General features: G+C 39.6%; 11 protein-coding genes. 7 read left to right on the forward strand and 4 right to left on the reverse strand.

Annotated features, from left to right (window positions below):
* Nucleotides 1-91 precede the first annotated feature (91 nt).
* Genes ABI125_02045 through ABI125_02055 form a run of 3 tightly spaced genes read right to left on the reverse strand, consistent with a single transcriptional unit; the run spans nt 92 to nt 4,899 of the window.
* The gene (locus ABI125_02045) at nt 92-1,354 is read right to left on the reverse strand and encodes a T9SS type A sorting domain-containing protein (protein ID XCF06651.1); all 1,263 of its coding nucleotides are present in this window, start codon (nt 1,352-1,354) and stop codon (nt 92-94) included.
* A gap of 37 nt (nt 1,355-1,391) precedes the next feature.
* Nucleotides 1,392-2,777, reverse strand: a complete 1,386-nt coding sequence (locus ABI125_02050; GenBank protein XCF06652.1) for an HmuY family protein — start codon at nt 2,775-2,777, stop codon at nt 1,392-1,394.
* A gap of 1 nt (nt 2,778) precedes the next feature.
* Nucleotides 2,779-4,899, reverse strand: coding sequence for a TonB-dependent receptor plug domain-containing protein (locus ABI125_02055; protein ID XCF06653.1), 2,121 nt, complete (start codon nt 4,897-4,899; stop codon nt 2,779-2,781).
* 92 nt (nt 4,900-4,991) lie between these two features.
* Here ABI125_02055 and ABI125_02060 point away from each other — a divergent pair, with 92 nt between their 5' ends.
* From ABI125_02060 to ABI125_02080, 5 genes are read left to right on the forward strand one after another with little or no spacing between them, the layout of a single operon-like run.
* Nucleotides 4,992-5,897, forward strand: coding sequence for a DUF6607 family protein (locus ABI125_02060; protein ID XCF06654.1), 906 nt, complete (start codon nt 4,992-4,994; stop codon nt 5,895-5,897).
* A gap of 34 nt (nt 5,898-5,931) precedes the next feature.
* On the forward strand, nt 5,932-7,410 hold the full coding sequence (locus tag ABI125_02065) for an ankyrin repeat domain-containing protein (protein XCF06655.1): 1,479 nt from the start codon (nt 5,932-5,934) through the stop codon (nt 7,408-7,410).
* A gap of 13 nt (nt 7,411-7,423) precedes the next feature.
* Nucleotides 7,424-7,909 carry a DUF2271 domain-containing protein gene (locus tag ABI125_02070; protein XCF06656.1) on the forward strand — a complete coding sequence of 162 codons (486 nt, stop codon included), beginning with the start codon at nt 7,424-7,426 and terminating at the stop codon, nt 7,907-7,909.
* 27 nt (nt 7,910-7,936) lie between these two features.
* Nucleotides 7,937-10,135 carry a PepSY domain-containing protein gene (locus tag ABI125_02075; protein XCF06657.1) on the forward strand — a complete coding sequence of 733 codons (2,199 nt, stop codon included), beginning with the start codon at nt 7,937-7,939 and terminating at the stop codon, nt 10,133-10,135.
* Nucleotides 10,136-10,174: 39 nt separating this feature from the next.
* A complete protein-coding gene (locus ABI125_02080; GenBank protein ID XCF06658.1) occupies nt 10,175-10,522 on the forward strand; it encodes a DUF6686 family protein in 348 nt (115 codons plus the stop codon).
* Here ABI125_02080 and ABI125_02085 read toward each other — a convergent pair.
* Complete coding sequence (locus ABI125_02085; GenBank protein XCF06659.1) at nt 10,514-11,041, reverse strand: CvpA family protein; 528 nt, start codon at nt 11,039-11,041, stop codon at nt 10,514-10,516. The genes ABI125_02080 and ABI125_02085 overlap by 9 nt on opposite strands.
* 129 nt (nt 11,042-11,170) lie before the next feature.
* Here ABI125_02085 and ABI125_02090 point away from each other — a divergent pair, with 129 nt between their 5' ends.
* Together ABI125_02090 and pheS are read left to right on the forward strand one after the other, a co-directional pair.
* Complete coding sequence (locus ABI125_02090) at nt 11,171-11,527, forward strand: hypothetical protein (protein ID XCF06660.1); 357 nt, start codon at nt 11,171-11,173, stop codon at nt 11,525-11,527.
* A gap of 107 nt (nt 11,528-11,634) precedes the next feature.
* Nucleotides 11,635-12,654: a phenylalanine--tRNA ligase subunit alpha gene (gene pheS / locus ABI125_02095; GenBank protein XCF06661.1), complete on the forward strand. Its 1,020-nt coding sequence runs from the start codon at nt 11,635-11,637 to the stop codon at nt 12,652-12,654.
* The last annotated feature ends 57 nt before the right edge of the window (nt 12,655-12,711 follow it).

Genomic DNA, 12,711 nt, shown 5'->3' on the forward strand with positions numbered 1-12,711 from the left:
CAAGAAATAATTCAACAAAAAAGCCGCCCAACAACGGGCGGCTTTTTTGTTTGAATATAAAACCGAACTTTATGGCAAAAACCAATATCAGTTATTTTAGCACCAATTTTTTGGTAGCACTTTGGTTTCCTGATGTAAGTTTTAAAACATAAATTCCGTTTTTTAAACTTGATAAATCTAAAGTTTTGTTGAAAAAACCAGAGGTGTTTTTTAATGAAGCGTTGAAAACTTTAGCTCCAGTTACCGAATAAACGGCAACTTCGTTTTTATCGGAACTTAATTGGTTTACATCGTAAACGATAGTTACTTTTTTATTGGTTGAAGGGTTTGGATATACGCCAAATGAAACGCTATTACTAACTTCTTCAATACCCAAAACGCTGGTTACATCTTCAAAAGCGAACGAAATATTTCCGGTGCTGCTGCCTTCAAAAGCGGTAAAATAAAGTCTGTAAACAGTATCATCGGCATATTTTACGTAAAAAGCTTGGTTGGAATCTACATCATAAGTAAAGGTGCTCATGTTAAAAGATTTCCAATCGTAGCCAATGGTGTTAATTTCTTCGGAATAGCTTAAACTAGGGTTTGCTGGCATGCTGCTTGGTTCTTCATTTTGGGCCACGGTAACTTCGTCGCTATGAAGCACTCCTGTTACCAGGTAGTAGGTTCCTGCGCCATCTAAATCGGCAATATATTTTGTGAATTTTAAGTCCCAATTGCCAATTACGGGTTCGGCAATGGTGGCGGTTTCGTTTTTTAAAGAGTAGTAATTGAACATATTATTTGGGTTGTCCGAATTCGGAATAGTTACAGTGGTGTCGCTGCTCCAAGTAGAACCATCCCAACTGGAATATCTAAAGGTGTAACCGCCATAATAGTCTTCGCAGAAAAATTTGATATAAGAACCATCTGCATATTTTAAAACAAATACCACATCACCTTCAATATGATGGGTGGCAAAGTTGTAATTTCCCCAGCCGTAGGCGTAGGCGCCATCGGCCGAACCTTGGTCGAAAGCACCCAAGTTCCAATCGGTTTCGTCGTTGTGCAGCTCGGCCCACGAGGCTTCGTTGGATACATCAACATTGCTCCAATCGTTCGGGTCGTTCGATACGTCGAATACCTGAATTCCCGCACCATCATTAACCCTTAACGAAAAATTCATGGCGCTGGTTCGTAAAAAGGCAATATCCCATAAACTTCTGTCGTATGAGCTCGTGGCGCCATCGCTTAATTTGTAATATACATCGTTGGCGTAATCGGCCGTCATGGTTAAATCAACCTCGGTTTCTTTCGCTTGGCATAGCGAAAAGCTAACAAGCATCAGCAAAATGGTTTGTAGTTTTGTTTTCATTGTGTAAACATTTTTAGGATTGATACTATTTTAAAATTTATTGTAAAAGTTCGTATTGAAATTCTGGGTAGCCACGTTCGCCGTTATCGTTGGTCATGGCCAAAAATTTAATTTTATAAATATTGCCGTTGGGGTCTTTTACAACAAAAAACCTATCGGAAAAAGCGGTATGCGAAAACACATCGCGCCAATTGGCGCCAATGGTGGTTTGGTCTTTGCTGAAAAGGTTGGAATCGACATTGCTTAAAGCAAAAGCATCATATTCAAAACTGGTGGTTTCAACCATATAAGCTTCGGTGTCGCCCTTGCGGTTGTGTGTTACAAAGTCTGAATACCCATAGCTACCTGCGCCTTCAATAATATTGGTGAAAACCGTAAAACTGATGTCCCAACGTTCTTTTTCGGGTTCAACATCAACAACACTATTTGTATTAAAGCTGAAAAATGAAAAGTTGTAATTCTCCGTTTTGTTTATGGTAACTTCTTGGTGCGTTGAAGCATCCAAGTCGGCATATTGAAGCACATAATCCTTGCCGTTTTTTAAAATCCTTATTTTTTTCCAGCCCCTGTGGTTTCCGGCAACGGCAACGCTTCCTGTGTTTGGGGTTGCTGTACCCACTTCGTAACCTAGGTTAAGCAAATACACTTTGTTTTCTGAAGCACTATCTGAAACTTCGGCCATGGCGGTTTCCAAAATATTGCCGTTTGGTGCATCAATGTACGCAGCATTTTCAGCATCGAATGTGCCAACTGCAACCTGGCTTTTTAAACCAGAAACATCACTTTCGGTAACGGCATCGATATCAGTAAAATCCAACGGGGCAACGGCCATGTAAACCGAGCCGTTTATGGCTACCCTAAACGCGTCGCCGCCGTAAAAGCCCAAATCCCAGGAATTGCGCTGTGCAAAAGTGGTGGCGCCGCTGCTTAAATCTACAAATACCTGGTTGCCTTGGTTGGGTCCGCCAACTTCGGGTGAGATGCTGCCGCCCAGCGATGCGGAAGCGTTCAAAATAAATTCTGAATGGCCCTGAATGTTGGAATTGCTGTAATTTATTGAAGAAACGGCCAGTTTAATTTCGGTAGTTTCATCCAAAAAGGGGTTTATTTTGTTGAAGGTGATGCTGTTTGCGCTTTCGCCCGAATTAATATCGAGCACAATTTTACCGCCAATGGCTTCGGGAGTTGTTGTAAAATCGATGCCGTAAATGGCATTTTCTGAAGTGATTTGGATGTTCGCCGTGCCGTTTTCCGAAGCGGTTTCAGAATATACCAAGGCGATTTCGGTTCCACTTTCAACAGCCATCAAATTTTTTGATAAACTTTCAAATGCCACAACAAAGGGGTCTTGCACAAAAGTTGCGTCTTCGCTACAAGAACTTAAAATCATCAAAAAAAGTAAAAGGTATAATTTCTTCATCATTTTATATGTTTATGTTGTAGGCCAGTTTTAAAAAGTACGACCTGCCGTAGCCCATCGTGATACTGCTCGATGAGCCCGAATGCGCGCCACCGCTTACGGCATTGGTGCTTACGGTTGCGGTGTCCAAAACATTTTTAACACCAAAAGTGGCTTCAAACTGCTTTTCAAAGAAAAACTTGCGCAGGTTTATGTCCATCCAACTGTAAGGGTCTATGGTTTGCGTTTGGAAAAAGCCGTCGCTATCTTGTATAAACCTGTTGGTTTCGCCAATATGCTTGTAATAAGCCGTTACAATGGCATTAATTTTTGGGATGTTATACGAAAAATTAGTGTTTATCTGAAAGTTGTTTTGCCTGTTCGAAGTTTCTTCGGCCTCATAATCAATGGTTCGGTTGGTGCCAAAATAGCTTGCGCCAAGGTTGAGTGTGAAATTGTTGAAATAGAAACCGTTTTCCAATGCTATATTTAATGAAGAAAAATCGTCGATGTTGTTAAACTGAAATTGCATTGGGCTTTGGTTAACAAGAATCATATTAATTTTATCATTAAGGCCAGTGTATGAAAGCGTTAACTTATTGTCCATCACAAAATTTTCGCCTAATCGTGAACGTTTTTTAAGGTGAAAAAATGCCGAGAGGCCTTCTTCAGGGTTTAAGTTTTCGTTGCCTTGTACATCGTGGTTTACATCCACAAAATATCTGTAAAGCTCGTCAAACGTGGGTGTTCGCGTTCCAAAACCCAATACGGCCCTGGCTTCCCAATGGTTCTTGAATAAATGTCTCGCACTTAATGAATAATAATATTGGGTGCTGAATTTATCGTTAAACGAAGCTCTGATGCCCGGTTTTAAAGAGAAATTTTGGTTAAAATCTATTTCGGCCGAAGTAAAAACATCCAAATTAGTTAAGGTTTTTGAAACGCCTGCTTCACCCGGAGCCAAATTGACGCTGAACGACGACCCAAAACCCGATTCCCGATTAAATTCGTAGCCCGCTTGAAGCTTAAATTTTTTACGGTTTATCAAATTACTGAATGTGCCTCTGGAAAACAGCACTTCTTTGGATAAGTACGTTTCGTCGGACACTACATCTTTTCTGTCTTCGCGAATATAATAGGTGTAGCCTTCCCGTTTGTTTTCTTGTTTTTGATAGGACGCCGAAATATTATAAGGCACTTCACCAAATAAACCGGAGATGTTCAAATGGTGCACAAAGCGCTGGTTGTTGTATTTTTCGTCCGAAGCCGAAGGATTGCTGGTTTCGGTTGCAGGATTGTAATTTGAATTTACAATTGAGTCGTGTTTAAAAATATCTTCGTGCAGATAATCAAACTTATAGAACGCATTGATTTTACTGCCTTTATGGCTGATTAAAAACTTTCCGAAATTCTGGATTTTTGGCAACCAACGGTAGCCTCTTAAACTATCGTTAACATCGTAATATTCACCTTTTAAATTATCGTAAAAACCCGCAAAATCGTTTCGGTTGTAGGTAGCGCTTATAAAATCCTTATCGGTAATTTGATGCCCTAAACTAATGGATTGTATGTGCCGCCCTTCATCAAAAAATTCAAATTCGTTGCCCACGGTTTCTTCCTGTACAAATGTGTTGATTTCCCAATCGCTTTTCGATTTCTTTTTGGTAATAATGTTTAAAACGCCAGACATAGCATTGGCGCCGTATTGCACGCCCATGGCGCCCTGCACCAATTCTATGCGCTCAACATCGTTTAAATTGATGGTGGTCAAATCGGTAGAATTTCCAAAACCTTCTTCATTTATTACAGGAATATTGTCTATTAAAACCTTAAAATAACGAGAGCCCAGACCTAAAACGTTTATTTCGGACCGCCCGTTCGAGGCATTTTGAAACACATCAATATTTAAGATTTGGTTGAGCAAATCGGCAAGGTTGTTTCCGGCTCGGTTTTCAATATCTTCACGAGTGATGACTTCAACTTCAAAAACCGATTTTCTTATGGATTGCGGTTTAAGCTGCCCCGTAACAACAACCTCATCTAATTGCTGGGTTTTTGTTGAATCCAGCTCTACTTTTTGCGCGAAAGCTAAAAGCGGGAAAAAAATTAAAAAATAAATACTCGTTTTATTTTTATTTAGACTCATTCTATATAATTTTGTCGCAAATATAAAAAGTTATTTTGATTCAGTCTAAATAAGCATAAATTTTTATATTTGTACTCTTAAAAAATTTAAAAATGAAACAGTTATTATCCTTAGCCGTATTTACTTTATTGTCATTGAGTGTTGTAGCACAAAGCAAGAAAAAACAAGATCAAGCCGCGATTAAAAGCATGTGCGGTTGCTATGAGGTCAATTTTAATTTTGCTGAAACTTTTGAATATTCTGGTGATTCTGCTTATGTGCCATCTAAAACGAAACACGATAAAGCTTTAGAGTGGGTACAGTTGGTTGAAGATGATAAAAACAAAATAGTGGTGCAGCATTTGTTAATTGTTGGGCCGCCAGCGCATCCACACATTGTAAAGCATTGGAGACAGGATTGGGAGTATGAAAACACCGATTTGTATGAGTACGGCCACGACAATCAATGGAACTATGTAAGCCTTCCGAAAAAAGCCGTAAAAGGCCAATGGACGCAAAAAGTATTTCAGGTAGATGATAGCCCACGTTATGCTGGTTCGGCCTCATGGGTGCATGTTGATGGGAAAAGTTATTGGGAAAACACCACGGCAGCGCCTCTTCCGCGTCGCGAGTATACTACACGTAGCGATTATAATGTAACTATAAGAACCAATCGACACGAAATTACAGAAGCAGGTTGGGTACACGATCAAGATAACCATAAAGTAATTCGTGAAAAGGGTAAAAAGGATGTTGTGTTGGCCGATGAAAAAGGCTACAATACTTATGTGAAAGTGGCTGATAGCAAATGTAAGGCGGCACAAGACTATTGGAGTGAACAACAAGAAAAATGGTCTATTGTTAGAGCCAAATGGGATGAGGTGTTCGCTAGGAACAAAGATTTGTATTTAGAAGAAAAGGTTGATAATAAATTGCTTTATAAGTATTTGTTCGATGACGAAAATTATAAAACGGCCAGTCAGATTAATCCGATAATTGAGTCGTTTGTAAAAAAATAACATAAAAACCAAACATAAAAATAGCAATTAACAAATGAGAAATTCAAAATTACATTTAGCATTAATCCTGTTGGTTACCAGCATTACTGCAGTGGCACAAAACAACGTGTTTTTAAGCCGCGATTTTTGGAAACCCACCACGACCATTGCCGAGGTAGATGCCAAAATTAAAGAAGGCAACAATATTTCAGAATTGACGTCACATTATTTCGATCCCGTGGTATTTGCCATTAACAATAACGCCCCCAATGAAACCATTAAATATATCATTTCAAAAGAAGGTAACGACGTAAACAAATTAACGCACGACGGCCGGACATACATTTTCTGGGCTGCTAGAATGGGCAATTCAGATATCATGGAATATTTAATTGAAAGCGGAGCAAAAACCGATATGGTTGAGGACCACGGTAATACCGTACTAAATTTTGCGGCATCTGGCGGGCAGGAAAACACCAAAGTGTACGATATTTGTTTGGCCAACGGTGCTAACCTTCAAAAGGATGTTAACCAAAACGGTGCTAATGCATTGCTATTGGCGGCACCAAGCGATAAAACGGGAAAGCTTACCGAATACTTCGTTTCAAAAGGCTTGGACATCAACAGTGCCGATTACGAAGGTAATGGCGTGTTTAATTACGTAGCACGTACCGGAAATATCGAGGCTTTGAAGGAGCTGATAAAAAAAGGCGTAAAAGGCAACGATCAGGCCTTTATTTTTGCGGCTCAGGGCACGCGTGGCAAAACCAACGGATTGGAGGTTTTCCAATTTTTGGAAAGTGTTGGTTTAAATGCCAAAGTGACCACTAAACACGGCAGTACACCACTCCATACTTTAGCGGGCAGAAGTAAAGATTTGGAAATCATCAAGTATTTTATTGAAAAAGGGAACGATGTAAACGTGGTTGACGAAAACGGTAATAATGCTTTTATGTATGCCGCAAGCCGGAACAGCATTGAAGTATTAGAGCTGTTAAAGCAAGAGTTGAAAAATATCAATATTATCAATAATAAAGGGCAGTCGGCTTTAACTATGGCCGTGGAGCATAATTCACCCGAGGTAGTAAACTACTTGATTGAAAATAATGCCGATGTGCATGCAGTAGATTCCAACGGGAATAATTTAGCGTATTATCTAATCGAATCTTACAGCCCAAGAAATAAAGAGCAGTTTGATGAAAAATTAAAACTGTTACAAACTGCTGGTTTAAACGTATCTGAACTACAGAAAGATGGCAGTTCTCTATACCATTTGGCGGTAAATAAAGAGAATATGGATTTGTTGAAATTAGCGTTGTCCTACAAAGCAGACGTTAATGCTAAAAATAACGAAGGCAACACCCCGTTGCATTTGGCCGCCATGAAGGCAAAAGACACTGAAATATTGGAGTATCTTATAGCCAATGGCGCCAAAAAAGATGCGTTGACCGAGTTTGAAGAAACCGTTTACGACCTCGCTTCAGAAAACGAAATTTTAAAAGAAAAAAACATAGCCATCGATTTTTTAAAGTAAAAAACAATAAAACATGAAATTAAAATATATAGGCTCCTTAGGTGTGCTGTTTTTAGGTCTCGTATCTTTTTCAACCTTAACCGAATCTACCAAATACAAATGCATGATCCAATTGACCAATTACACGGGGCATGGGGCTTACATCGTTATTTCATTAATTAATCCGGAGGGTGAATATGAAAAAACCCTTTACGTTATTGGTGACGACGACGAATGGTACAACACCGTTGAAGAATGGTGGAAATTCTACGGAAAAAAACGTAACAACATCGATGCCATAACCGGAGCAACCATTTCTGGCGGCGAACGCAGCATTAATGTTATCGATATTGAAGATTCGAAAATTGATGCAGGATACAGCATTCGTTTTGAATCTGCGGTTGAAGACGATAAATATCATGTAAAAGATGTGGAATTTCCATTAACCAGCGAAGCTATTAAAGGCAAGCATGAAGGAAAGGGCTTTATCCGTTACGTGCGGATGATTCCCAACAAATAATTATTATTTCGAGTTAGTTTAGTTTTTATGTCTATTTCAATTTGGAGGTACAGTCATCTAGCGTTGGCTGTATCTTCTTTTATTTTCATTTTTTTGGCGTCGGTAACGGGCATTATTCTGGCCTTTCAGCCCATTTCTGAACAATTGCAGCCTTTTGAAGTTTCCGATTTGGATGAGGTAACCGTTGCTGAAACCATTACCGTTTTTCAAGAAAAATATCCTGAAATTTTAGACATAAAAGTAGATGCTAACCATTTTGTTCTAGCGTCCGTTTTTACCGAAGAGGGCGATAACTTAGAAGGCTACTTCAACCCAAACACAGCCGAATATTTGGGGGAGGAAATAAAACCTTCGCCATTTTTTCAGTGGGTGACCAACTTTCATCGGTCGTTGTTCTTAAAAAGTGTGGGGCGTTTCTTTGTCGGGCTGTGCTCGTTCCTTTTGTTTTTAATTGCTGTTTCCGGAACGGTACTGATTGTAAAGCGACAACGTTCATTTAAAAAGTTCTTTGCTAAAATAGTCAACGACGATTTTAATCAATATTGGCATGTGGTTTTGGGGCGTTTGTCCTTAATTCCTATCATCATCATCACCGCCACGGGCGTGTACTTATCATTCGATAAGTTTGATTTGCTGCCCAAATCTCAAGCAAAACACCAAGTAAATTTCGAATCGATTTCTGAAACGCCAAAACAGGAGATTTCAGGTTTTGATGTCTTCAGAAATACCTCGCTTTCCGAAATTCAATCCATCGAATTTCCGTTTTCACCCGATGTTGAAGATTATTTCACCTTAAAATTGAATAACAAAGAAATGCTCGTCAATCAGTTTACGGGAGAAGTTTTGAGCGACATCAACATTTCAAAATTCAGTGTGTTTACGGCATTAAGTCTCAACTTGCACACGGGTAAAGGCAGCATATTGTGGTCGGTCATTTTAGCTATTGCCACAGCAAACATCCTGTTTTTTATCTATTCTGGTTTTGCGATGACTTTTAAACGCCGCGCCGCCCGATTGAAAAACAAATTTAAAAAGGATGAAGCCGAGTTTGTCATTTTAGTGGGTTCGGAAAACGGTAGCACTATTGGTTATGCCAACGCATTGCACAAACAATTGTTGGCTTCGGGAAAAACATCGTACATCACCGAGCTTAATAATTATTCAACCTTTAAAACGGCGAAACAAATTGTTGCCATAACAGCAACTTATGGTCAGGGCGAGGCTCCCACCAATGCCAATAAATTTTTAAAATTGGTTGAAGCGGTTGAGCAAGAACAGCCGTTTTCATTTTCGGTAGTTGGGTTTGGTTCGCTGGCCTATCCCGATTTTTGCAAGTTTGCTGAAGATGTCAATCACGCCTTTTTAAAACTGAAGGATGCCACACAGCTTACCGAGTTGCATACCATAAACGACAGATCGTTTGAAGCTTTTGATGCGTGGGTAAAAAATTGGAGCAGTCAATTAGATTTGACCTTAACCATTCCGGAAGATAAACTCACGGCAAAGCCCAAAAACCTGAAACGTTTTGCGGTAGTTGAAAAGGAGTTGGCCCAAGTGAGTGCCGACAATACGTTTTCGGTAACCCTAAAACCCAAGTGGCCCAAAACCATCAAGTCGGGCGATTTGCTGGCCATTTACCCAAAAAACTACCATCGGGAGCGTTTATATTCCATTGGACGAATCAACGGGCATGTACATTTAAACGTTAAGCTGCACGAACACGGTTTGGGCTCGGGCTATTTAAACGATTTGTCGGAACGCCAAACCTTTAAAGCGCGCATTGTTAAAAATCCAGCGTTTTATTTTCCGAAGAAAGCAAGCCGAGCCATTTTAATAGCCAACGGCACGGGCATTGCACCATTTTTAGGAATGATTTATGAAAACAAAAATCAGGTAGAAACCCATTTATACTGGGGCATCCGAAGGAAATCGTCGTCTAAAACCATTATAGACCGATTGCAAACAGATGTGGAAAGAAACCGATTGAAAAAATTGAACTTTGCTTGTTCGCAGGAAGGCCAAAAGCAATATGTGCAGGAGGCCATAAAAGCAGATACGGCATTAATGGCCAAAACCTTAAATGAAAACGGTGTGATTATGGTTTGCGGGTCGTTGGCCATGCAAAATAGTGTGTTTGCTGTTTTAAAAAGCATTTGTGCCGAACATTCCTTAAAACCGTTTGAGTTTTACAGAGAAAATCAACAGATAAAAACCGATTGTTACTAGCCAGATTTTATGCTGTAACCATCGAAAAAATAATAAATCATGTGCCAAAGCATAAAAACAATATCAAAAGGAAAAAATGGCGAATTGTCGTTGTGCGTCAATTGTAAAATATATCATTTGGAATTCAACAATTTGTATTTTGAATTTGATTACAGGCAATATATCCAGTTTAAGGAATACCTAAAAACCATCGACGCCCAATTTTGGGAGTGCAAATATGCCAAATCGACCTTCAAACGAAAAATACCGATACCTTCGGTTCAGCCGAATTTAGTGTTGATGTTCAATAGGCAGGAAATAGAAGAATTAAAGGATTTGTTTTTTAGACGGAAAGGCAAAAGCCTGTTGAATGTTGACGATATCGATTACCAGTTTGTTTTAAACTGATTGGAGTGTGTCGCTGTCTGGCTCATCTGAATCTTCATCACTATTTAAAACATTCGGAAAAATACTCGGAACCAGCGATTTTACAGGGCTGTAAAGCAAAGAGTCTTCCAAATCATCTTCGTTAGCAAAGGGCAGCGTGTTATTCAAGCGGTCGAATACAATCAAAGTCACACTTAAAACCAGGGCAATTTTCAGTGCGCCAAAAATGCCACCCAAAACTTTATTGATAATGCCCAATGCTGCAAAATCGGCCAATTTGGTCAATGCTTTCCCGGCCAACGATATAGCCAAAATAATAATGATAAACGTTATGGCAAATGCAGAATATTTTATGGTGTTTTCGCTCCAATCGGTTTTGTCCTGTAAAAAATGGGCAACAAAATCGCTAAAATGAATGGCGCCGTAAACTCCAGCAACCAGCGCAAGGAGTGAGGCCACTTCAACAAAAAAGCCTTTCATAAAACCACGCACCAGTCCAAATAAAATTAAAGCCCCTAAAATAATATCTATTACGCCCATAATTCAGAATTTTGTCAAATATAATTAAATAACCATGTTAAATTCGTTCCTTTTAAGGAGAGATGTGGCGAAGTGACCTAGAGGTTTGTTAACTTTGAACTTTTTAAACCTGAAACTAGAAACTAATTTATGGCTAGGGACGAGCAATTAAAAGAACGGTGGGATTTGGTGGTTGAAAAACTGTCGGCACAATTTGCCGATGGTGATACCATGGATCTCGATGCCATTATTTACCTTATTGGCGTACAGGAATTGGGGCAATTGCACCGCAGTTTTAAAAAGGACCAAAAACTCGATTTGATGCACATTGCCATCTGCAAACTTTTGGCGCCTTACGGCTACTACGAGCTCGATTTTGTGGACGAAGAGGGTTGGCCGCATTATAAAACATTGGAAACCTTACCGCATTTAAAAGCGGGCGAGCAATCGGTTTTGATGAAAGAAGCTATTGTGAATTATTTCGTGGAAACGGAGTATATTGAGTAATTATAGGTAATTGCGAGCTTAGCGAAGCAATCTCTTGATTTAAAGATGACTTCGTTTTGTGCGTAATGACTATATTTTACTAAATTTGCCATCCTTTTTAAGATGTTATGATAGAAAAGATTAAAGAACTTATTGACGAAGCCGAAGCGTTTAAAGCCCAATCGAAAGAAGAGGTTGAAGCGTTCCGAATAAAATATTTGGGCTCGAAAGGTTTGCTGAAACAGTATTTTGCCGAGTTTAAAAATGTGGCGAACGACCAAAAAAAGGAATTCGGACAAACCATTAATAAGCTGAAAAAAACGGCTGAGGATAAAGTCAACGCCTTAAAAGAGGAGCTGGAAAGCAAAGAAGAGGTAAAAGGCGTTTATGGCGATTTATCCCGTCCGGGCGAATCTGTTCAGATTGCTGCCCGTCATCCTATTTCTATCGTAAAAAATCAAATTATCGATATTTTTTCGCGCATTGGTTTTAATGTGAGCGAGGGACCAGAAATTGAAGACGATTGGCATAACTTTACTGCATTGAACCTGCCAGAGTACCATCCGGCACGTGATATGCAGGATACCTTTTTTATCCAAACCAATCCTGATATTTTGTTGCGTACCCACACCAGTTCGGTGCAAGTGCGTTACATGGAAAATAACAAACCGCCTATCCGAACCATTTCTCCGGGCAGGGTGTATCGTAACGAGGCTATTTCGGCACGTTCGCACTGTTTTTTCCATCAGGTGGAAGGTTTGTACATTGATAAGGATGTGAGTTTTGCTGACCTAAAGCAAACGCTTCAGCATTTCACCACCGAAATGTTTGGGAAAAGCAAAATACGTTTGCGCCCAAGTTACTTCCCTTTTACCGAGCCAAGTGCCGAAGTAGATGTGTATTGGGGCTTGGAAACCGAAATTGACTACCGAATTACTAAAGGTACCGGTTGGTTGGAAATTATGGGCTGCGGAATGGTAGATCCCAATGTTTTGGAAAACTGCGGTATCGATTCTAAAGAATACTCCGGTTTTGCTTTCGGAATGGGAATAGACCGAATTGCCATGCTTTTGCACCAAATTGGCGATATTCGTTTATTGAGTGAAAACGACGTGCGATTCTTGGAACAGTTTAAGAGCGCATTATAAAATATAACTTTCAAAAAGATTTAAGCCGATGATCCCATCGGCTTTTTTTATTTAACA

Origin of the sequence: Tamlana crocina, assembly GCA_040429635.1 — a bacterium.
In the GTDB taxonomy this organism is placed as follows: domain Bacteria; phylum Bacteroidota; class Bacteroidia; order Flavobacteriales; family Flavobacteriaceae; genus Flavisericum; species Flavisericum crocinum.

What these genes read in the sequence shown, in the direction of transcription:
- pheS (XCF06661.1), top strand. Translation starts at nt 11,635, where the DNA reads ATGATAGAAAAGATTAAAGAACTTATTGACGAAGCCGAAGCGTTTAAA.
- ABI125_02055 (XCF06653.1), bottom strand. Translation starts at nt 4,899, where the DNA reads ATGAGTCTAAATAAAAATAAAACGAGTATTTATTTTTTAATTTTTTTC.
- ABI125_02090 (XCF06660.1), top strand. Translation starts at nt 11,171, where the DNA reads ATGGCTAGGGACGAGCAATTAAAAGAACGGTGGGATTTGGTGGTTGAA.
- ABI125_02060 (XCF06654.1), top strand. Translation starts at nt 4,992, where the DNA reads ATGAAACAGTTATTATCCTTAGCCGTATTTACTTTATTGTCATTGAGT.
- ABI125_02085 (XCF06659.1), bottom strand. Translation starts at nt 11,041, where the DNA reads ATGGGCGTAATAGATATTATTTTAGGGGCTTTAATTTTATTTGGACTG.
- ABI125_02050 (XCF06652.1), bottom strand. Translation starts at nt 2,777, where the DNA reads ATGATGAAGAAATTATACCTTTTACTTTTTTTGATGATTTTAAGTTCT.
- ABI125_02070 (XCF06656.1), top strand. Translation starts at nt 7,424, where the DNA reads ATGAAATTAAAATATATAGGCTCCTTAGGTGTGCTGTTTTTAGGTCTC.
- ABI125_02045 (XCF06651.1), bottom strand. Translation starts at nt 1,354, where the DNA reads ATGAAAACAAAACTACAAACCATTTTGCTGATGCTTGTTAGCTTTTCG.
- ABI125_02065 (XCF06655.1), top strand. Translation starts at nt 5,932, where the DNA reads ATGAGAAATTCAAAATTACATTTAGCATTAATCCTGTTGGTTACCAGC.
- ABI125_02080 (XCF06658.1), top strand. Translation starts at nt 10,175, where the DNA reads ATGTGCCAAAGCATAAAAACAATATCAAAAGGAAAAAATGGCGAATTG.
- ABI125_02075 (XCF06657.1), top strand. Translation starts at nt 7,937, where the DNA reads ATGTCTATTTCAATTTGGAGGTACAGTCATCTAGCGTTGGCTGTATCT.